The organism is Rhodococcus sp. (in: high G+C Gram-positive bacteria) (genome assembly GCF_049286785.1).
Classification (GTDB): domain Bacteria; phylum Actinomycetota; class Actinomycetes; order Mycobacteriales; family Mycobacteriaceae; genus Rhodococcus_F.
In genome coordinates, this window is sequence record NZ_JBAQEO010000079.1 from 1 (window position 1) to 20,177 (window position 20,177).

Sequence of the window (20,177 nt, forward strand, 5' to 3'; positions counted from 1 at the left end):
CAATTGTCCCGCACCGACGGCGGCCAGGATTTCTGTGCTGCCGCGGCCTGCGGTGTCCGGTAGGTCCGGAACGTTCCACAGCGATGCAACCTGACGCCGGGCACGCGGATCGGTCACGGGCCGGCCGCCAGGGAGCAGATTCGGCAGGGCTCCGGCTTCCAGCGCTCCCCGTTCACCGGCCCGGCGCGGCACCCACGCGAGTCGGGCCCCGGTTACCGTGGCCAGACGGAGAGCGGCGGAAAGTCCGCCCGGCACACCCGCCATCCGTTCGCCGACCAAGATCACCGCGCCGGCCTGACGCAGGAGGGCCGCCGGCTCCCGAACGTCGAGAGCGGCTTTCGAATCACCGCCGCACAAGGCGTCGAGAACTTCCGGCTCGGCGCCGGGGACGGCCTGCAACAATCTGCCGGACATCTTGTCCAGGCCCCGGCTGGCGTACGGCGCGATCGAGTGGATGACAAGCCCGTACTTGCGTGCCGCCTTCCGCAGTCGCAGGAAGACGATCGGCGATTCTTCTTCCGGCTCGAAGCCGGCGAGCAGTACCACGGGCGCCTTCTCGAGGTCGTCATAGGTGACGTCCAGGGTGCGTCCTGCTACCCGCGCGGCGAGGAAGGCTGCTTCCTCGCCGGAATGTACCCGGCTCCGGAAATCGATGTCGTTGGTGCCGAGCGCCACTCGCGCGAACTTCGAGTACGCGTAGGCGTCCTCGAGCGTGGCCCGGCCGCCCACGAGCACGCCCACCCCGGCACCCGCCGCGATCGCTCCGCTCAGCCCGCGCGCAGCGACGGTGAGCGCCTCGGACCAGGAAGCAGACGCGAGTCGGCCGTCGCCCCGGCGGATCAGCGGCGTGGTGATGCGGTCGGGCTGGGTGGCATACGAAAAAGCCCACCTGCCCTTGTCGCAGTTCCACTCCTCGTTGACCTGGGGGTCGTCCCCTGCCAGCCGGCGCAGCACCTTGCCGCGTCGATGGTCCGTGCGTTGAGCGCAGCCGCTGGCGCAATGCTCGCAGACACTGGGGCTCGAGATCAGGTCGAACGGCCGGGCCCGGAACCGGTATGCGGCACCTGTCAGCGCGCCGACCGGACAGATCTGCACGGTGTTGCCGGAGAAGTACGACTCGAACGGTTCCTTGGCGTAGATGCCGACCTGCTGCAGCGCGCCGCGTTCCATGAGTTCGATGAAGGGGTCGCCGGCGATCTGCTGGGAGAACCGGGTACAGCGGGCGCACAGCACGCACCGCTCTCGGTCCAGCAGAACTTCGGACGAGAGCGAGATGGGTTTGGGGAAGGTGCGTTTGACCTCGTCGAAACGAGACTCGGACCGGCCGTTTGACATGGCCTGGTTCTGCAGGGGGCATTCGCCGCCCTTGTCGCAGACCGGGCAGTCGAGCGGATGGTTGATCAGCAGGAGTTCCATCACGCCCTTCTGTGCCTTGTCGGCGACCTCGGACGTGACCTGCGTGTGGACCACCATGCCGTCGGTGACGGTGGTGGTGCACGAGGCGAGCGGCTTACGCTGGCCTTCCACCTCGACCAGGCACTGCCGACATGCGCCGACCGGTGCGAGCAGCGGATGATCGCAGAATCGCGGAATCTGGACGCCGATCAACTCGGCGGCGCGGATCACCAAGGTACCCGTCGGGACAGCGACGTCGAAGCCGTCGATGGTGACGGTCAGCAGTTCCTGGGTCATCTCCCGCTCGGGGACCTGAGTCATGAGTGAGCCCCTGCCATGAGAGTGGACCGGTGCGGGTCGAACGGGCAGCCGCCGTGCTCGAAGTGCGCGAGGTATTCGTCACGAAAGTATTTGATGGACGACATGATCGGGCTGGTTGCACCGTCGCCGAGAGCACAGAACGACTTCCCCAGGACCGTGTCGGAGATGTCGAGCAACTTCGCCAGGTCCAGCTCGCTTCCGTTGCCCTGTTCCAGCCGCTGCAAGATCTGCACCAGCCAGTACGTGCCTTCCCGGCAGGGTGTGCACTTGCCGCAGGACTCGTGCGCGTAGAACTCGGTCCAGCGCAGGACCGCGCGTACCACGCACGTGGTGTCGTCGAAGATCTGCAGGGCCTTGGTGCCGAGCATGGATCCGGCCGCCCCCACACCCTCGTAGTCGAGCGGGACGTCGAGGTGCGCATCGGTGAAGATAGGCGTCGACGAACCGCCCGGAGTCCAGAACTTCAGCCGATGTCCGGTACGAACCCCGCCGGCGTACTCGAGCAGTTCCCGCAGGGTGATGCCCAGCGGAGCCTCGTACTGCCCGGGACGCGTCACATGTCCGGACAGGGAGTACAGGGTGAAGCCCGGAGACTTCTCGCTCCCCATGGACCTGAACCACTCGATGCCACCCAGAATGATCGACGGGACACTCGCGATCGACTCCACATTGTTGACCACGGTCGGGCAGGCGTACAGCCCCGCCACCGCGGGAAACGGTGGGCGTAAGCGGGGTTGGCCGCGGCGGCCTTCCAGCGAGTCGAGCAGCGCGGTCTCCTCACCACAGATGTAGGCACCGGCCCCGGCGTGGACGATCAGTTCCAGATCGAACCCGGAGTCGAGGATGTTTCGGCCCAGGTACCCGGCGGCGTACGCCTCGGCCACAGCCGCCTGCAGTCGCCGCAACACCGGGACCACCTCGCCGCGAAGATAGATGAAGGCGTGACTCGCACGGATGGCGTAGGCCGCGATGATCGCACCCTCCACGAGCGTGTGGGGTGTGGCCAGCATGAGCGGCATGTCCTTACACGTGCCCGGCTCGGACTCGTCGGCATTCACCACCAGGTAGTGCGGTTTGCTTTCACCCTGTGCGGTCTGTTCACTCCGCGGGCTCCGCTCCTGCGGAATGAACGACCACTTCGTGCCCGTCGGGAATCCCGCACCACCACGTCCGCGCAGCCCGGAATCCTTGACTGTCGAGATCACCTCGTCCGGATTCATCCGCAGAGCCTTCCGCAGCGCCTCGTACCCCTCGTGGCGGAGGTAGGTATCGAGGGTCCAGGACTCGGGGTCGTCCCAGTACCGGCTCAGAACAGGCGTCAACGGCACCTCATTCTCCCTTCGGGGCAGACTCGGAGATTCTCGGAACAGATTCCGGTGCAGGCGCTTCCATCCCTCGCTCGCGCGCGGCACGCAAGCCGGCCACGGTGGCATCGGCGACCCCGCCGGCCTCCAGCGCACCGGGGCGCACGTCGGGGAACCCGGCGAGGATGCGGGCGGTCTCCCGGAACGTGCACAACGGCGCCCCGCGGGTCGGAGTAACAGAATCGCCGGAACGCAGGCTGTCGACGACCGAACGAGCCGATTCGGGCGTCTGGTTGTCGAAGAACTCCCAATTGACCATCACCACCGGAGCGAAGTCACACGCCGCATTGCATTCGATGTGCTCGAGAGTGACCTTGCCGTCCGTGGTGGTCTCACCGGGAGACACGTCGAGGTGCTCCTCCAGCGCCGCAAGGATCGCATCGCCGCCCATGATCGCGCACAGAGTATTGGTGCAGACCCCCACCAGGTAGTCGCCGGTCTCGTCCCGCCGATACATCGAATAGAACGTGGCCACAGCTGCGACCTCCGCACCCGTCAACCCCAATTGTGCTGCACAGAAATCGATTCCGGCCGGCGTGATATACCCGTCCTCGGCCTGAACCAGATGCAGCAACGGCAGCAGAGCCGAACGAGCATCCGGGTACCGCCCGATGATGGCCGCGGCATCCGTCTCCAGACGCGCCACCACGTCAGAGGAGTAACTCTCGCGCGCACCCGGCCGGACCAGCTGCCCCTTCTCCTCGGGCCGAGCACCGAACTGGACGAACACAGTGCTTGCGCGGCTCGCTCCGCTCGCGGGCGTTCCGGATCTCACGCGTGTTCTTCCCTCGTCACTCACTCGCTGCGCTCCTTTGTATTTCGGCTCGCTCCGGCCGCGGGCACATCAGTTCCGGACACACGCCCGCAACACTGATCATCGGTCGACTCCGCCCATGACGGGATCGATACTCGCGACCGAGGCGATAACATCCGACACCATGCCGCCCTCGCACATGGCCGCGACGGCCTGAAGATTGGTGAACGACGGATCCCGGTAGTGCACCCGGTACGGGCGGGTGCCGCCGTCGCTCACGATGTGCACACCCAGCTCCCCGCGCGGGGACTCGAGCGCCACATACACCTGCCCCGGCGGAACCCGGAATCCTTCGGTGACCAGTTTGAAATGATGGATCAGGCCCTCCATGGAGGTGCCCATGATCCTGCGGATGTGCTCCGGTGAGTTGCCGAGACCGTCGTTGCCCAGAGCGAGGTCCGCCGGCCAGGCGATCTTCCTGTCCTCCACCATGACCGGGCCGGGCCGTAAACGGTCCAGGCACTGTTCGACGATCTTCAGCGACTCCGACATCTCCTTGACCCGAATCAGATAGCGGCCGTAACAGTCGCAGCCCGTGTCGGTGACGACATCGAACTCGTAGGTCTCGTAACCGCAGACTGGCTCCGATTTCCGCAGATCGTGGGGCAACCCGGTTGCCCGCAGGATCGGGCCCGTGACACCGAGAGCCACACATCCGGTCAGATCGAGGTAGCCGATGCCTTCGGTACGAGCCTTCCAGATCGGATTCTCGTTCAGCATCAGCTCGAGGTCCCGCAACCGTTTCGGCATGATCCGGAGTACCTCGCGGACCTTGTCCACCGCTCCGGGCGGCAGATCCTGCGCCAGCCCTCCGGGCCGGATGTAGGCGTGGTTCATCCGCAGCCCGGTGATGAGCTCGAACACATCGAGGATCAGCTCTCGCTCACGGAATCCGAAGAGCATTGCGGTCATCGCGCCCAACTCCATACCGCCCGTGGCGAGGGCCACCAGGTGTGAGGAAATGCGGTTGAGTTCCATGAGCATCACCCGGACGACGGTGGCCCGCTCCGGCACCTCGTCGGTGACGTCGAGCAGCTTCTCCACGCCCAGGCAGTAGGCCGTCTCGTTGAAGAACGGCGACAGATAGTCCATGCGCGTGACGAATGTGACACCCTGCGTCCAATTGCGGTACTCGAGATTCTTCTCGATCCCGGTGTGCAGGTACCCGATACCACACCGGGCCTCGATCACCGTCTCGCCCTCGATCTCGAGAATGAGACGAAGAACCCCGTGGGTCGACGGGTGCTGAGGGCCCATGTTGACGACGATGCGTTCGTCGCCGCCCTCTCCCGCGGCACCGACTACATCGTCCCAGTCCTGCCCGGTCACGGTGAAGACTGCGCCTTCCGTCGTGCCCCCGCTGTTCGAGTACGGATCGCTCATCAGCTGTACGCCCTCCGCTCGTCGGGTGGCGCGATCTCCGCGCCCTTGTACTCGACCGGGATGCCGCCGAGCGGATAGTCCTTACGCTGAGGATGGCCCTGCCAGTCGTCGGGCATCTCGATACGGGTCAGCGAGGGGTGGCCGTCGAACACGATGCCGAAGAAGTCGTAGGTCTCCCGCTCATGCCAGTCGTTCGTCGGGTACACGCCGTACAGCGACGGAATGTGTGCGTCAGCGTCGGGCACCGCCACCTCGAGCCGTACCCGCCGGTTGTGGGTGATCGACAACAGCGGGTACACCGCATGCAGTTCCCGGTCCTCATCGTCCGGGTAGTGCACACCGTTCACGCCCAGACACATCTCGAAGCGCAGATCGGGTTCGTCGCGCAGACGCAGAGCGACCAGCTGGAGGCGCTCTCGTCGAACGTGGATCGTCAGTTCGTCGCGGAAGACGACGATCTTCTCGATCGCTTGCTCGAATTCCACTCCGGCGGCGGTCAGCGCCGCCTGGAGGTGGTCTGCCACCTCGTCGAAATATCCGCCGTAGGGACGGGGTGTGCTGCCCGGCAGCACAACCGGACGTACCAGCCGCCCGTATCCGGACGTGTCACCGCTCCCCCGCACTCCGAACATGCCTCGCCGCACGGCGATCGTCTCGGTGTCGGGCTCCCGTTCCGGCGCGGTCCCTTCCGGACCGGCGGTTGCGGCAGGATCGACTGGTTCGGACGCCCCGCGGCCTGTGCGCTTCGATGTCACCGCAGCAATCCCTTCAACTCGAATGTGGGTGTGGCCGCGAGTGCGGACTGCTCCGCCGCCCGGACCGCTTCTTCACGGTGGACGCCCAACGGCATCTGCTGGATCTTCTCGTGGAGGGTGATGATCGCGTTCAGCAACATCTCGGGCCGCGGCGGGCAACCGGGCAGGTAGATGTCGACCGGTACGACGTGATCGACTCCCTGGAGGATTGCGTAGTTGTTGAACATGCCTCCCGAAGAGGCGCAGACCCCCATCGCCAGTACCCATTTCGGTTCCACCATCTGGTCGTAGATCTGACGCAGAACGGGGGCCATCTTCTGACTGACCCGACCTGCGACGATCATGAGATCGGCCTGTCGCGGTGAGGCACGAAAGGCCTCCATCCCGAAGCGGGCGATATCGAATCGGCCCGAACTGGTGGCCATCATCTCGATGGCACAGCAGGCCAGTCCGAAGGTCGCGGGCCACAACGAACCCTTACGCGCGTAGCCCGCAAGCCCTTCGACGGTGCTGAGCACGAACCCGCTCGGCAACTTCTCTTCGAGACCCATGTCCGACTCTCCTCACTTCCGGCTTTGCTTCGGATCGCTTCGGGGACAGCAGGAGTGAACCTGATCCACGAAGTGGAAGACCCTAATCCCAACTGAGACCGCCGCGCCGCCACTCGTATGCGTAGGCGACGGAGACGTTGACGACGAACAGAGCCATCGCTACCAGACCGGCGAGACCGAGCGCGTCGAAGTGGACCGCCCACGGATAGAGGAACACGATCTCGATATCGAAGATGATGAACAGCATGGCCGTCAGGTAGTACTTCACGGGAAAACGACCGCCACCGATGGGCTCCCGAGTGGGTTCGATTCCGCATTCGTACGCGTCGAGTTTGGCTCGGTTGTAGCGCCTCGGGCCGACTGCCGATGCCAGGAGCACCGAAATGATCGCGAACGCCACTGCGATCGTCCCCAGTACAAGGATCGGCACGAAGACATTCATTCCCCTGAGCTCCCCTCCTTGCGACCCGACGAAAACGCCAGGTCTTGAAGCCGAAGACACCGCCCGTGTGAGCTGCATCTCACCCTACCGGTGATCCGTGGATTCCTGGTTTGGTTTTCAACTTTCGGAGTGCCATTGGGCCCTCTGACCAGCACCGACATGTCGCTTACCTCTTCGGCGTGCCCTGCTTGCGAAGACCTGTGAGGCGCAGAACCCAACCCGGGTGACGGCCGGCCCGCGCAACAGCAGACTCGGACCCCCCGGGTCGAGGCGTTGTTGTTCAGGTGAGGGTCCGGCTGCACGTGGGCACCGTCGATTCTGCAAATATAGGTGTTCCGTCACGGGCCGAGTCTGAACCGTGAATAGTTCGCGGCCCATGAGAGACGCTGATTCGCTGGTGCTGCAAAACGGATCAGGCCCCGGTCATTGACCGGGGCCTGATCGATCGAACACGTCGAGAGCCTGCGCGGGGGCGCTCCCCCGGCTGGACTGTGCGGAAACGGTCCCCGCTCCCCTATTCCTCCGGAAGCTGGTGCGACACCCGGGTTCGCAGAAGGCCGACAACCGCCTCGGTCAGCCTGATCGGGTCGATCGGATGTGGGACTGCAGCGTCGGCTCGTGACCAGTTGGCCAACCAGACGTCATCGGGACGACCGATCAGAACCAGAATCGGCGGGCGGCCCTCGATTTCGTCGTCGAGCTGCTTCGCGATTCCCATGCCCCCGGCGGGCACCGCTTCCCCGTCCAGGATGGCAAGGTCGATGGTGCCGGCATCCATATGCTGTATCACCACCGGCGCCGTAGCGACCTCGACGTAGTCGAGTTCCGGCAATTCCGGATCCGGACGCTTCCCCACCGCCAGCACCACCCGCTCACGTGTAGTTGCGTCGTCGCTGTAGACAAGGACACGCAGCGGTGCGGGACTGCTGCTGTTGGCGGTCACGTCGGTCACGGGCCTGATCGTACCGGCCGGGCACCGCGGGTCCCGGGAGCCGAGCCGCAGGCAGGCGATTCAGCCGGATACGGCAGCCGCCAGGCGCGCGGAGGTGAGCAGCGACGCCACCCCCTGCCGAATCGCCGCGGCGAGTTCCGGCAGGTCGGGAGTGGAGTCGTAGTCACCTGTAAGACCGAACGACAGACGGTCGTTGTAGCTGAGAATCGCGATTCCGATGCGCAGCCTCAGGGCAATGGGAACGTAGGGGTATACGTCCAGAACCTCCCGGCCCAGTACGTGTCGTGGTTCCCGTGGACCGGGAACGTTCGTGGTCACGGCGACGACGCTGTGCTGCGGGTACCGCATGGCCAGCCGGACTGCCCACGCCAGTGGCATGAAGGGCCCGTACTCGGCCAGCGTGGTGAATGCCTTGCCACCCTCCGCTTCGCGCCCTGCCTTGTGTGCGGCCACCCGGGTGTGGACGGTGGTGAGCTGCTCGACGTGATCCTCGATATCGACCGGCAGGAACGGCAGCATCAGCGAGACACGGTTGTCGATCGCCCCTTCGTCGTCGGGCGAGCGGACGGACACCGGGACCAGGGTCCGCACCGTGCGTGCATCGGGTTTCTCCCCGCGGCGCAGCAGGAGTGTGCGCAGTCCACTCGTAATCGCCGCGAGAGCAACGTCGTTCACGGTGACGTCGTATACCTCGCAGATTTCCTTGATGTCACTCATCCGCACCCGCGTTGCACAGTAACGGCGCTGCTTGCCGATCGGTCCGATCAGCGAGGTGTCGGAGGAGGTCGTGAGCATCTCGGACAGGAGCCGTGCCAGTCCCTTCGTGACGCCCATACTCGTGGTTGCGATACGGAGCGGGGCAGTGACCGCCGACGCGAGAAGCTGAAATTGGCGCGACGGTGACAACATCGACGCAGCCGATCCCACGAGGCTCTCGATACGCTCGCCGACCGACGGACCGGACTCGATCTGGGGAGCCGTGCCCGGTCCGATCTCGACTTCGTCGCACATCGCTTCGAGGAGTCGTGTTCCCGCGATTCCGTCTGCCATACAGTGATGCACCTTCAGTAGCGCCGCCCAGCGTCCGCCGCTCAGTCCTTCCACCACCCAGCACTCCCAGAGGGGACGGTCGCGGTCGAGTCGATGTCCCATGACACGGGCGACGAAGCCGAACAGTGCCTCCTCCTCCCCCGGTTCGGGCAGCGCCACCCGCCGGAGATGATGCCCGAGGTCGAAATGCGGGTCCTCCACCCAGGACGGTGGACTGAAATCGAAGGGCACGGTACGCACCTTGTGCCGGCCGTGCGGGAGTTCGGCGAGACGGACCGCGACGGCGTCGAGGAATTCGGCATGTGTGGGAACGGGGCCTTCCATGATCGCAAGGGCCGCGATAGTGAGGCTCGCATGCCGATCCGAATCCTCGGTCTCGAGAAAGCCCGCATCCAGGAAACTCAGGTTGTCGTCCATCTGTGCCTCACTCCGTTCGGGAAGCGCCGCTGCCACCAGCCTCCTCGGAGGAGGCCGGAAGGACCAGAGTACGAGGCACTTCTCACGGAGTCGAAAGTCACTTGGACATATGCTGGGGCACTGCAGGTGTCGCGGTCGCCCGCACAGTCAGAATCGCTCGTGGAACAGAACCTCCGACAGCGGGCGCCTCGGGGTCGCCGGAGCGGTACCCGGCCCCGGCGCCACCCCCACTCTGATCAGCACCTGGGGCAGCCGGTCGTCGTCACACAGTTCCCGCACTACCGCCCGGGATTCGGGGAGTTCCGTCAGATGGGTGACGGGACACGTCGCGAGATCCCGGATCGTGCACGCGAGCAGGAGGGAGGACAACGCCTCACCGCACCGCAGCCAGTCGAACCGCGAGTCGGTGGATGTGGTGAGAACCAGAATCTCCGCACGGTCTTGCGCAGCCGACCCGGGTGCGGACGAGCTGCCCTCGGGAAACTCACGCGCGAGGGAGACCGACGGCCGCTGGGCTCCGGACGGCAGTACTGCCTCAGGAACACCCTCCGGGAACTGTGCGTGGTCGCTCCACCAAGCGAGTTCGGCCTGGTATGACGGATCCTGGCTTCTCAGACTGTTGACGCGGTGTGAGGCGTCGGCGAGCGCACGGCCACCCTGCTGCGGTGGATTCGAGATGTGAACTCCGAATTCGTCGGCGAGGGCTGTCAGTTCGTCGAGAGTCCGCGCCCAGTCGGGCGGCGGCGCGAGAGGTAGTCGCTCGGTCCGCCGTCGTCCTATCGCCGTGAACATTGCGGTCTCGTGGATGGTGGGAGCCGGTCCCCGTATGAACTCGATCGACGACAGTAATTGATGGTCGAGGGGATTCGGCAACCGGTGGACGATCGGCTGCCACGCTGTGGAGGCGAACGCGACACGGAGGTGGTCGAGTGCCGCGCCGCAGGACAGCACCATCTGACGTCCGGACGCGTCGGTGGCGGGAAGTAGTCGCTCGGGGTCGCTGTAGAGCTGCAGATGGGAGGGGCCGACAACCCAGCGCCACGGCTGGGTGTTGTGGAGCGATGGGGCCCGGCACGCGAGGGCGACTGCTGCTTCGATCGTTCGGCGATCCGGACCGGCGTCCACTGCGTTGTCCTCGACGTTGCTGCGCGGGGTGGGTATGTCCGGCAGATTCGACTGTCAGCTTACGGGCCACCCCGGCTTCTTGCCGATTTGTTCCCATTCTCGATCCCACTGCGCGAGGCGGTGTCTGCCGGCCAGCCAACGGGCGAGCAGGAGAAGACCAAGGCACAGTGCCGAAGCCGACGCCCAGGCCGACACCGCGGCGCCGACGGCGAGGACGGCGTTCTCGACACCCGTGCGGGGTGCGTCGGCGAGGTCACCGTTCGGGTCCACCCACACGATGACCGTGGCTCCCGCCTTCATGCCCGACTCCGCCTGGACGTCACCGCTGTGCTCGGTGCCGTCGACGGTCCAGCGTGCCGCGGCCCGGTCCTTGCCGTCTGGTGAGCGGGCGGCGTTGTCGCCCGGTGCGGGTTGGGCATCTTCGAGGAGCACCGCGGGCACCTCGCGTCGTGTCTCGCGGTCGACGCGGGCCTGCTCGTTCAGATCGGTGTACGTCGTGGTCCCGAACGCGGCGGCGAAGGGAATCATGATCAGCACCAGGAGTGAGACGAGAAGAATGCCCGCGGATTCCCAGCGGTCGCCGGCCCGCATGAGCCGGTTCCGATTCCACGGTGCCAAGCGCCACATACGCACAGGTATGGTCTGGTCGCCGATCATCACGCCCTCCTGCGGTGTTCTCGTTCGAGTGTGTCCCGGGAGGCGGTGCAGGTGTAGGGCACAAGGTCCACAAGGTCATCGACCGTGGTGGTGTATCGGAGGACTTCCGTCCCGCTCGGTCCGGCCGGTGGCTTCTGTTCTGACGATGATGAGCGGGCACGGTGCGATGTGAAGCAGTGCGGCACTGGTCGAGCCCAGTGTCATCCCCTCGAATCCGCCGCGTCCCCTGCTGCCGACGATGATCGACTGCGCGTGCGCTTCGTCCGCCTGCTCGAGGAGGTGCCGCACCGGCCTGTCCCGGACGACGATCCGGCGGACGGTCACATCGGGATACATCTCCTGCCATCCGGCCAGGCTTTCGGCGAGGAGTGCATTCTCCGCTACGGCGGCGGCCCTGCGGTCTTCCTCGCTCGTGTCGAGAGGCAGGCTCGACAGGTCTTGGTCCGACCACGCGTGTAACGCGACCAGTTCGGCGTTGCGAAGGGTGCACTCCTCGAAGGCCAGCGCGACGGCGGCGGCACTGTTCACCGATCCGTCCACGCCGACGACCACGGGGCCTGTCCCACTGTCGACCTGTGACGCGCCGTCGATCACTACGACCGGGCAATGGGCGTGCTGTGCCACCGCGGAACTGACCGAGCCGGCGAGTCCGTCGACGAACTCGCCGAGGCCACGGCGACCCAGCACTACCATGCGTGCCGTGTCCGACCGTGCGATCAGCGCGGCCGACGCATCCTGTTCCGATACTTCGGTCCGGATCTCGACCGCGCCGCCGGGGTCCTGCTCCTCCGTGGCCACGCGCGCGTCGGCGAGTGCGCGCTCGGCCCGGGCGGACAGTTCCTCACCGATGCGCGGTACGGCTTCCGTTCCGCGTCGCGGAGCGCACGAGAGCAGAACGAGGGGGGTCTTGCGCAGCAATGCCTCCCGGGTGCCCCATCGCACCGCGTCGATCGACGGTGCCGAACCGTCCACTCCTACGACGATCGGTGCGGTGTCCATTGGGGCCTCCTCGAAGCGACCGGCGTGCGAGTGCTGCTGTTGTTGTGAACATGGTGTCATCCCATGAGCAGTGCCCACAGCGTCACGGCCGTGACGGCGATTGGCAGGGCGAGCCAGGCGGCGAGTCTGAGCGCGAACGACAGGGAGCCCGTGACGGTGGCGAGTGTGAGTTTGGTGAGCAGATTGGTACCGACCGCGACAGCCGCTGCCACGGTCGCGGTGTCCACGGACAGGGTTTCTCCTGCTGCGGAAGCCGCAGCCAGGGAGGCTGCATGGGCGTCGGCGAGGCCTCCGACCGCGGCGGCCGCGATCACACCTCCGCCGCCGAACGCGTCGGCCGCGCCCCGGGTGGTGATGAGGAGGACGAGAAGGAGGCCTGCCAGCGTGAGGGTGGCCGGAATCGAGATGGGACGGTCGAGGAGCCCGGCCGTCGAATATTCCTCGTCGGCAGCGGCGGTATCGCCGTTGTCCCGGCGGGCGCGCCGGGGACGGAGAACGAGGAAGGCGGTTTCGGCGGCGATCAGTACCGCGGCTCCACCGAAGACCATTGCGAGCTGGGCCGACACTTCGGGGTTCACGACCGAGGTGATGGCGACGACGAGAACGATCGTGGAGAAGTTGGTGACGAGGGCGGCCGGGAGGGCTCCGGGTACTCCGGGATGCCTGCGGGCCGTTCGTCCCATTACCGCGGTCGTCGCAGCGCCCGAGACGAATCCGCCACCGATACCGACGATCAGCAATCCCCAGCGGGGGCCGAGGATACGGGTGGCCACGTAGCCGACCCAGCCGATGAGGCTCAGCATCAGGACCAGTCGCCCGATGGTTGCGGGGTTCAGTGCGCCGTAGGGGCCTGCGTCCCGGTCGGGAAGAAACGGCAGCACGAGGAAGGCGATGGTGAGCAGAACGCAGAAGTCGATGATGTCGCGCTCATCGATCAGACGTTCGGCGAACACGTGCATGGGGTATTTCACCGAAAGCAGGACGAGCACGATGACACCGAGGCCGACGGCCAGCGGGGCGTGGTGCCAGGCGAGGGCTCCGAGAAGGTAGGCGACGAGTGCCGCGAACGAGGTGGTGGTGCCGATGTCCGGCCGGGCTCCGTGGGTGCGGACCCAGTACCACGTCAGGATCAGCGCCGAGACGCCGAGGAACCCGGCCGTCACGACCACCGTGCCGAGATGCGCAGACACCGCTCCCGCGAGCGCGATCAGTGGGAAGGTACGGGCCCCGGGCAGTTCGGTGCGGCGGGGTCCGTCGTCGACGACGGATGCGGCATCGTGTTCCCGTTCGATGCCGAGACCGAGGCCGATCAGCAGGGCGGCCGCATACCCGTAGGCGTGGAGTTCAGTGAGGTCCACGGCGCGGCCTCTCCGTGCCGTCAGCGGGTGGTGGTGGGTGCACTGTGTTCACGACAGACCATGGTGGGACACGGGGCACGGTGGAGCATGTCTTGGCTGGTCGATCCGAGGAGTGCTCGTCCCAGTGAGGTGCGGCCATGGGTCCCGACGACGAGAAGCTGGGCGTCGCGGCAGGCGTGCAGCAGAACGTCGGCGGGCGTTCCGCTTTCGGTGACCTGGGTGACGGCGACGTCGGGATACTGCTGCGGCCATCCGGCGAGATTCTCGGCGAGGAGTGCCTGTTCCGCTTCCGCGACGGGATAACGGTGCGCGATTGCCGGCGGAGGCCCGGTCTGGTGTGGGAAGCCCTCGGTCCAGCTGTGTACGGCGACGAGAGGTGCATCGAACAGGGAGGCCAGATCGAAAGCCTGCGCGACGGCTGCCGTGCTGCACGGGCTGCCGTCCACGCCGACGACGACAGGCCGGCGGTCGGGACGTGCGTCCCGGTCCGGTCCGCGCCAGACCGTCAGCGCGGAGGGGGCGTGGTGGGCCAGTCGCAGTGCCGTGGCGTTCAGGTAACCCTCGATCGGCCCGGAAAATTTGGAGCCGATCACCACCATCGACGCATCACGCGCCGCGTCCAGGAGGACGTCGGCGGCCGTCGATCCGGTCCGTACGGAACATTGCACCGCGAGAGTCGGCTCGTCGCTCTGCACGACGGAGAGCACGTCCGCCGCGAGTGCTTCGCCGGCGGCACGGTATTCGTCGGTGATCGCGTTGTCGCCCGGCTCGCCGTAGAAGGTGATGTCCGGCGGTACCACATGCACGATGTGCAGCGGAATTCCGCGGCGCGCGGCGACCGTTGCCGCCCATCGGGTGGCGTTCCTGGATTCGGCCGAACTGTCGACCCCTGCGACGATCATCGCTACCTCACCACGTCTCGGCGATCGAAGCCGGCCAGCGCGAGCGTGAAGAGCGCGAGCACGGTTGCGAACGCGACCGCTGCCGCAGCGAACGAGAATCCCTGCCGCAGCGGGTCGTGTCCCATGTACTGGAAGAACGGCGAATACCGTTGCCATGGCGCGAGCCAGGACACGAGCGGCCCGAGCCCGTTGACGACGTAGGCCAGCACCGCCGCCACCGCGGGCACCGAACGGCTGAGCGCGGGATGTCCGGTCACGGAGCCGAGCGCGAACGCGAGTGTCCCGAATACCAGGGCGAGCAATGCCATGTGCACCATCGTTGCGGCGACGTTCCCGACGGGCAAATCCATCCGGGTAAGAGCGCCCTCGCCGACCAGGGCGATACCTGTCACCGCAGCGAGTGCCAGCGTGCCGACGACCATGGCCCCGAACTTTTCCGCCAGTATTCGACTACGACTCAGCGGGGTGGCCAGCAGCAGATCCAGCGTTCCCCGATCCTCCTCGCCCGCAACGGCTGCGGCGCCTGCGCCGGTAGCGTAGAGCAGGAGCACGAGCGGGCCCATGAAGGACAGTAGTTCGATCTGGATGTACCCCGTGGGTGTCGACATGTCGGCGCCGGACGTCGCGAACAGTGCACGGAACGCCTCGGGCATCTGCTCGAGAAATTCGTTCATCGAGGGTTCGTCGCGCACACTGGGCCAGATCGCGACATACATTCCGACGAGCAGCACCAGGCCGAGCATCCACGCCGGTAGGGCCCGACGCTGGTCGTACAGCGTCTTGGTCAGCACACTCCTCAGCATCACACTATGGTGCATTGCCGGCACCGAATCCGTAGAACGCCAGGAAGGTCTCCTCGAGATCCGCTTCTGCGCATTCGAAATCGATCACGGTGTAGTCGGCTGCACGGCGGAGCACCGCGTCGAGGGCCGACTGCGGCGCACTGCAGGTCATGGTCGTCCCCTGCACCACCAGATCCCGGACGGCCGGAACGGCGGCGAAATCCGACTCCTGCACCGGTTCGGCGAATTCGGCGGCGATGTGGTGCATCGCCTTCTGTCGCAGTTCGTGAAGGCTTTCCACCGCGATCAGCCGTCCCTCCCGGAGGACGCCGACGCGATCGGCCACGCGATCGACCTCGCCGAGTACGTGCGACGACAGCAACACCGTGCCCCCGGTTGCGGTGTGTTCGCGCAGAATCGCGTGGAACTCCCGCTGCATGAGTGGGTCGAGACCGCCGGTGGGTTCGTCGAGGATCAGCAACTCCGGTGCGGACATCAGCGCGAGGACCAGTGCCAGCTTCTGCCGGTTTCCTTTCGACAATGCCCGAGTTGTCTTTCCGAGGTCGAGGTCGAGCCGCTCCGCAAGGGCAGTGGCCACCTCGGTGTCCGGCCGGCGGCGCAGATGGCTGAAATATGTGATGTGTTCCGCGCCTGTCATCCGGTCGTACAGAGCGAGTTCACCGGCGACGTAGCCGACCCGACGGTGTACCTCTGGTGCGGACGACCATGTGTCCCGGCCCAGGACCTCGGCAGATCCGGAGGTCGGTCGCAACATCCCCATGAGCAGCCGCAGGGTCGTCGACTTCCCCGCGCCGTTGGGACCGAGATATCCGAAGACCTCACCGGGACGGATGTCGAGACTGACGGCGTCCAGTGCGAGCAGCTGCCCGTACGTCTTCGTCAGACCGGTCATGCGCACTGCCGCACGGGTGGACATGTCATTCAGGATTTCAGCATCGCCAGGACACCGGTAGTGACTTTCGGCCCTGCCAGGAGCTACTCCGTTACCGCATCGTTGTACGAGTCGAGCGTGTCGTCGACTCGCGAGAGCCCTGTTGTGACCGGAACGAGGATCCCCATGTTCGACAAGCATCGGCAGCCGCCGCGGACGCCCCGCGGGCAGCGCTGGGCGATTCGCCCTCTCTCACAGTGACTATTGGCCCTTACCGGACGACCGGGCTCCGGCGAAGACTGAGACGCGTGCACGAGGCTCTTCGCCGAGTGCGGCGGAGCGTGGAACGAGGTGGAGGCGAGCGTGGATACCACCATTCCCGATGAGAACGTGGTCCGGATAGCGGTGGACCTCGCCTGCCGAGCCCCGTCCATACACAACAGCCAGCCGTGGATGTGGCGGTACCTCGACGGCCGGCTCGAACTCCGCACCGAGCGTGGGCGGCTACTGGCGTCGACGGACCCGTCAGGACGTCAACAGGTGGTGAGTTGCGGTGCAGCGCTTCATCATCTTCAGGTTGCCCTGACTGCCCTTCGCTGGTCTTCCGATATCCGGCGTATGCCCGAGGGTCCGCATTCGAGTCATCTCGCGACCATCGTGTTCCGCCGTGACGCCCAACCCCGCTCGCACGATTTCGATCTTCTGGCCGCGATCCGGCATCGGTATTCCGACCGTCGGCCGTTCGGTCCGGTGAATCCGAAGAATCCGATGCCCCGGTACCTGTCGGACATCGTGCAGCGGCAAGGAGTGCATCTGACGGTTCTGCCCGAGGACGCACGCACCACGCTTGCCGCCGCGACCGAGCTCTCTGCCGCAGCCCGCAAGTACGATTCGGCCTATCAAACCGAATTACATTGGTGGGCAGGACATTCCCTCCCGCCCGGGGGAATCCCGGCGGACGCGCTGGCGACCGCCGAGAACAGTGCTCGGGTCGATATCGGTCGACGGTTCCCTCCGGGCCGGGACGAGATCCGCCCCGACGGCGCGGCGGCGGACATCGATCGGTCGACGGTTCTGGTGCTGAGCACCCCTTCCGACACACGACCCGATTGGCTCCGCTCCGGCGAGGCACTCTCCTCGGTGCTCCTCGAGGCCACCGTCAACGGAATCGCGACCTGCCCGCTCACCCACGTCACCGAACTTCGGCAGAGCAGGCAGATGATCCGGGAACTCCTGCCGGACGGTGGGTATCCGCAGGCGCTGATCCGGGTCGGAACGGTCCCGCGTACCTCGCGGCGCCAGACGCCCCGGCGTCCCACGGACTCGGTGTTGTCGGTAGGTACCCGGCGGGGCGCCCGGCCGTAACGAGGCCTCCCCGTCCCACTGCGCCCCGGTCCCACTGCGCCCCGGTCCCACTGCGCCCCGGTCCCACTGCGCCCCGGTCCCACTGCGCCCCGCGTATCTCGTTGGTCTCACCTCCCCCGGCGTCTGCGTGACCTATGCTGAGGCACGACGGCACTAGCCCCAGGGATGGAGGTTGCCGGATGATCAACGTGTTTCTCGTCGACGATCACGAAGTCGTACGCCGCGGAATTGCCGACTTGCTCAGCTCGGACCCGGAGCTGAACGTGATCGGTGAGGCCGCGTCCTACTCGCAGGCGCTGGCCCGGATCCCGGCGCTCACACCCGATGTGGCGGTACTCGACGTGCGATTGCCGGATGGGAACGGCATCGAGCTGTGCCGGGAGCTGCTGTCGCAGATGCCGCAGCTCCGCTGCCTCATGCTGACGTCCTACACCGACGATCAGGCGATGCTCGACGCCATTCTCGCCGGGGCGAGTGGTTACGTGGTCAAAGACATCCGGGGAATGGAGCTCACCGAAGCCGTTCACGACGTCGGTGCCGGCAAATCCCTCCTCGACAGCCGGGCGGCCGCGGCGTTGATGGCGAAACTTCGCGCGGATGCGAGCGAGGAAGACAGCACCTTCGCGCGGCTCACCAATCAGGAACGCACCCTGCTGGCACTGCTGGGCGAGGGTTTGACCAATCGGCAGATCGCCGCCCGCATGTTTCTCGCCGAGAAGACCGTCAAGAACTATGTGTCCCGTCTGCTGACGAAACTCGGCGTGGAACGGCGCACCCAAGCCGCCGTGCTCGCCACCAAACTACCGCCGAATCCGGCCTTGAAGTGACGGCTCGACCGACCGGTCCCGACATGCGGATACGCAGTTCCGGCCCTCGAGGCGGGCCTCGAGTGGAAGAATCGGTATGTGATCCGACCGGACAATGATCGGGATCCCAGTCGTATTCTCGGACCCCTCTCGGAACTGCGGCTTCGTGAGCTGCTCAGCGAGGTCCAGGACCGCATCGACGTGATTCTGGAGGCACGGGACCACGCCGACGGTCTGATCGAGGCGATGCTGTCGGTGACCTCCGCCCTCGACCTGGACGAGACTCTGCGCACGATCGTCCATGCCGCCATCAATCTGGTGGACGCGCGCTACGGCGCACTCGGTGTCTGCGGCCCCCATGACGACCTGAGTCAATTCATCTTCGAGGGCATCGACTCGGAAACCCAGGAGAGGATCGGCGACCTGCCCCGGGGTCACGGTGTTCTCGGATTTCTCATCACGAACCCGAAGCCGATCCGTCTCGACGATCTGTCCCACCATCCCGCCTCGACGGGATTCCCGCCCGGGCATCCCCCGATGAAGACCTTCCTCGGGGTTCCCATCCAGGTCCGGGACGAGGTGTTCGGCAACCTCTACCTGACCGAGAAGTTGAACAACCAGCCGTTCACCGAGGACGACGAGGTGGTTCTTCGCGCTCTCGCCGCCGCCGCGGGGGTTGCGATCAAGAATGCCCGGCTCTACGAGCAGTCCCGCACCAGGCAGTCGTGGCTCGAGGCCACGCGTGACATCGCCACCGAACTCCTCGCCGGTAGCGACACCGCCGACGTGTTGCAGGTGGTTGCCGACGACGCGCTGGCTCTGACCAACGCGGACAGTGCCTTCCTGGCCGTTCCTGACGATCCGGACGTCCCGTCGGACGAGGTCACCGAATTGGTGGTGACGGTGGCGGCAGGGGCCCTGTCCGATGACGTCATCGGACGTTCGATCCCGCTCGAGAATTCCACGTCGGGCAGGGCGTTTCGCAGCAGGATGCCGCTGAGGGTCGAGGAACTGGCCTTCGACCCGGGATTCGACGCGACGATCCCGTTCGGCCCGGCGTTGGTGCTTCCCCTCCGGGCGGCGCAGTCGGTGGACGGTGTTCTCGTGGTGCTCCGTTACGCGGGTTCACCGCCGTTCGACGAGGAGCAGCTGGCTCTGATGTCCGGTTTCGCCGATCAGGCGGCTGTGGCGCTGCAGTTGGCCCACACCCAGCGGCGCATGCGCGAACTCGACGTGCTGTCCGATCGCGACCGCATCGCCCGTGATCTCCACGATCACGTGATCCAAAGACTGTTCGCCGTCGGCCTGTCACTGCAGGGCACTCTGCAACGCGCGAAGTCGCAGGAGGTCAAGACCCGGCTCGGGCACTCGATCGACGACTTGCACGACATCGTGCAGGACATCCGGACCGCGATCTTCGATCTGCACGGCGGCCCGAGCGACACGGCCCGGCTGCGGCAACGGCTGCACGAGATCATCTCGGAGATCACCGCCGACTCCGGGTTACGCACCACCGTGCATATGTCGGGTCCGTTGTCGGTGGTCGATGCCACGCTCGCCGACGACGCCGAAGCGGTGCTGCGTGAATCTCTCAGCAACGTCGTGCGGCACGCGGCCGCGCACACCGTCACCATCGGCATCTCGGTCTATGACGACCTGGTGATCGAGGTTTCCGACGACGGCACCGGCATACCCGACGACGTCGCCCGCAGTGGCCTCGACAACCTCGGGGTGCGGGCGCGACAGGCCAACGGACGGTTCACGATCAACACCCGTCCGGGCGGCGGCACCACCCTGCGGTGGTCCGCTCCGCTGCCCTGAGCCACAGGGCGGGATACAGTCGAGAA

The 20,177-nt window shown here is 66.1% G+C and carries 18 protein-coding genes and 1 pseudogene; 3 read left to right on the forward strand and 16 right to left on the reverse strand.

Features of this window, described 5'->3' with window-relative positions:
• From WAW17_RS02860 to WAW17_RS02935, 16 genes and pseudogenes are all read right to left on the reverse strand, one after another.
• A partial coding sequence (locus WAW17_RS02860) for an NADH-quinone oxidoreductase subunit G (protein WP_422331508.1) occupies positions 1 to 1,716 on the reverse strand: 1,716 nt, incomplete at its 3' end.
• Positions 1,713 to 3,044 (reverse strand): NADH-quinone oxidoreductase subunit NuoF, encoded by a 1,332-nt coding sequence (nuoF, locus tag WAW17_RS02865; protein WP_422331509.1) that lies wholly within the window; start codon positions 3,042 to 3,044, stop codon positions 1,713 to 1,715. The genes WAW17_RS02860 and nuoF, both read right to left, overlap by 4 nt.
• Before the next feature lies 1 nt (position 3,045).
• The gene (gene nuoE / locus WAW17_RS02870) at positions 3,046 to 3,810 is read right to left on the reverse strand and encodes an NADH-quinone oxidoreductase subunit NuoE (RefSeq protein ID WP_422331535.1); all 765 of its coding nucleotides are present in this window, start codon (positions 3,808 to 3,810) and stop codon (positions 3,046 to 3,048) included.
• 144 nt (positions 3,811 to 3,954) lie between these two features.
• Complete coding sequence (nuoD, locus tag WAW17_RS02875) at positions 3,955 to 5,277, reverse strand: NADH dehydrogenase (quinone) subunit D (RefSeq protein ID WP_422331510.1); 1,323 nt, start codon at positions 5,275 to 5,277, stop codon at positions 3,955 to 3,957.
• Positions 5,277 to 6,032, reverse strand: coding sequence for an NADH-quinone oxidoreductase subunit C (locus WAW17_RS02880; RefSeq protein ID WP_422331511.1), 756 nt, complete (start codon positions 6,030 to 6,032; stop codon positions 5,277 to 5,279). The genes nuoD and WAW17_RS02880 overlap by 1 nt, the downstream gene beginning before the upstream one ends.
• A complete protein-coding gene (locus WAW17_RS02885) occupies positions 6,029 to 6,583 on the reverse strand; it encodes a NuoB/complex I 20 kDa subunit family protein (RefSeq protein ID WP_422331512.1) in 555 nt (184 codons plus the stop codon). Before WAW17_RS02885 ends, WAW17_RS02880 begins: the two co-directional genes overlap by 4 nt.
• Positions 6,584 to 6,665: 82 nt before the next feature.
• Positions 6,666 to 7,025 carry an NADH-quinone oxidoreductase subunit A gene (locus WAW17_RS02890; protein ID WP_422331513.1) on the reverse strand — a complete coding sequence of 120 codons (360 nt, stop codon included), beginning with the start codon at positions 7,023 to 7,025 and terminating at the stop codon, positions 6,666 to 6,668.
• Positions 7,026 to 7,539: 514 nt separating this feature from the next.
• Positions 7,540 to 7,977 (reverse strand): hypothetical protein, encoded by a 438-nt coding sequence (locus WAW17_RS02895; protein WP_422331514.1) that lies wholly within the window; start codon positions 7,975 to 7,977, stop codon positions 7,540 to 7,542.
• A gap of 60 nt (positions 7,978 to 8,037) precedes the next feature.
• Positions 8,038 to 9,444, reverse strand: a complete 1,407-nt coding sequence (locus tag WAW17_RS02900) for a WS/DGAT/MGAT family O-acyltransferase (protein ID WP_422331536.1) — start codon at positions 9,442 to 9,444, stop codon at positions 8,038 to 8,040.
• Between the two features lie 147 nt (positions 9,445 to 9,591).
• On the reverse strand, positions 9,592 to 10,569 hold the full coding sequence (locus WAW17_RS02905; RefSeq protein ID WP_422331515.1) for an Acg family FMN-binding oxidoreductase: 978 nt from the start codon (positions 10,567 to 10,569) through the stop codon (positions 9,592 to 9,594).
• Positions 10,570 to 10,623: 54 nt separating this feature from the next.
• On the reverse strand, positions 10,624 to 11,226 hold the full coding sequence (locus tag WAW17_RS02910) for a hypothetical protein (protein WP_422331516.1): 603 nt from the start codon (positions 11,224 to 11,226) through the stop codon (positions 10,624 to 10,626).
• Between the two features lie 75 nt (positions 11,227 to 11,301).
• On the reverse strand, positions 11,302 to 12,225 hold the full coding sequence (locus tag WAW17_RS02915; protein ID WP_422331517.1) for a universal stress protein: 924 nt from the start codon (positions 12,223 to 12,225) through the stop codon (positions 11,302 to 11,304).
• Between the two features lie 56 nt (positions 12,226 to 12,281).
• Positions 12,282 to 13,583 carry an MgtC/SapB family protein gene (locus tag WAW17_RS02920; protein ID WP_422331518.1) on the reverse strand — a complete coding sequence of 434 codons (1,302 nt, stop codon included), beginning with the start codon at positions 13,581 to 13,583 and terminating at the stop codon, positions 12,282 to 12,284.
• A gap of 20 nt (positions 13,584 to 13,603) precedes the next feature.
• Positions 13,604 to 14,485: a universal stress protein gene (locus WAW17_RS02925; protein WP_422331519.1), complete on the reverse strand. Its 882-nt coding sequence runs from the start codon at positions 14,483 to 14,485 to the stop codon at positions 13,604 to 13,606.
• A 2-nt stretch (positions 14,486 to 14,487) separates the two neighbouring features.
• Complete coding sequence (locus tag WAW17_RS02930; RefSeq protein ID WP_422331520.1) at positions 14,488 to 15,288, reverse strand: ABC transporter permease subunit; 801 nt, start codon at positions 15,286 to 15,288, stop codon at positions 14,488 to 14,490.
• 4 nt (positions 15,289 to 15,292) lie between these two features.
• Positions 15,293 to 16,147 (reverse strand): annotated as a pseudogene (locus WAW17_RS02935) (ABC transporter ATP-binding protein); the annotation flags it as partial.
• Positions 16,148 to 16,522: 375 nt separating this feature from the next.
• Here WAW17_RS02935 and WAW17_RS02940 point away from each other — a divergent pair.
• The 3 genes from WAW17_RS02940 to WAW17_RS02950 all read left to right on the forward strand — a co-directional run bounded on the left by WAW17_RS02940 (position 16,523) and on the right by WAW17_RS02950 (position 20,151).
• Entirely contained in the window at positions 16,523 to 17,524 is a 1,002-nt protein-coding gene (locus tag WAW17_RS02940) for an Acg family FMN-binding oxidoreductase (RefSeq protein WP_422331521.1), read from the forward strand.
• 179 nt (positions 17,525 to 17,703) lie between these two features.
• Positions 17,704 to 18,351, forward strand: a complete 648-nt coding sequence (locus tag WAW17_RS02945; protein WP_422331522.1) for a response regulator — start codon at positions 17,704 to 17,706, stop codon at positions 18,349 to 18,351.
• 78 nt (positions 18,352 to 18,429) lie between these two features.
• Complete coding sequence (locus WAW17_RS02950; protein WP_422331523.1) at positions 18,430 to 20,151, forward strand: GAF domain-containing sensor histidine kinase; 1,722 nt, start codon at positions 18,430 to 18,432, stop codon at positions 20,149 to 20,151.
• The last annotated feature ends 26 nt before the right edge of the window (positions 20,152 to 20,177 follow it).

What these genes read in the sequence shown, in the direction of transcription:
- WAW17_RS02915 (WP_422331517.1), bottom strand. Translation starts at nt 12,225, where the DNA reads ATGGACACCGCACCGATCGTCGTAGGAGTGGACGGTTCGGCACCGTCG.
- WAW17_RS02930 (WP_422331520.1), bottom strand. Translation starts at nt 15,288, where the DNA reads ATGCTGAGGAGTGTGCTGACCAAGACGCTGTACGACCAGCGTCGGGCC.
- WAW17_RS02890 (WP_422331513.1), bottom strand. Translation starts at nt 7,025, where the DNA reads ATGAATGTCTTCGTGCCGATCCTTGTACTGGGGACGATCGCAGTGGCG.
- WAW17_RS02925 (WP_422331519.1), bottom strand. Translation starts at nt 14,485, where the DNA reads ATGATCGTCGCAGGGGTCGACAGTTCGGCCGAATCCAGGAACGCCACC.
- WAW17_RS02910 (WP_422331516.1), bottom strand. Translation starts at nt 11,226, where the DNA reads ATGATCGGCGACCAGACCATACCTGTGCGTATGTGGCGCTTGGCACCG.
- nuoD (WP_422331510.1), bottom strand. Translation starts at nt 5,277, where the DNA reads ATGAGCGATCCGTACTCGAACAGCGGGGGCACGACGGAAGGCGCAGTC.
- WAW17_RS02900 (WP_422331536.1), bottom strand. Translation starts at nt 9,444, where the DNA reads ATGGACGACAACCTGAGTTTCCTGGATGCGGGCTTTCTCGAGACCGAG.
- WAW17_RS02885 (WP_422331512.1), bottom strand. Translation starts at nt 6,583, where the DNA reads ATGGGTCTCGAAGAGAAGTTGCCGAGCGGGTTCGTGCTCAGCACCGTC.
- WAW17_RS02945 (WP_422331522.1), top strand. Translation starts at nt 17,704, where the DNA reads ATGATCAACGTGTTTCTCGTCGACGATCACGAAGTCGTACGCCGCGGA.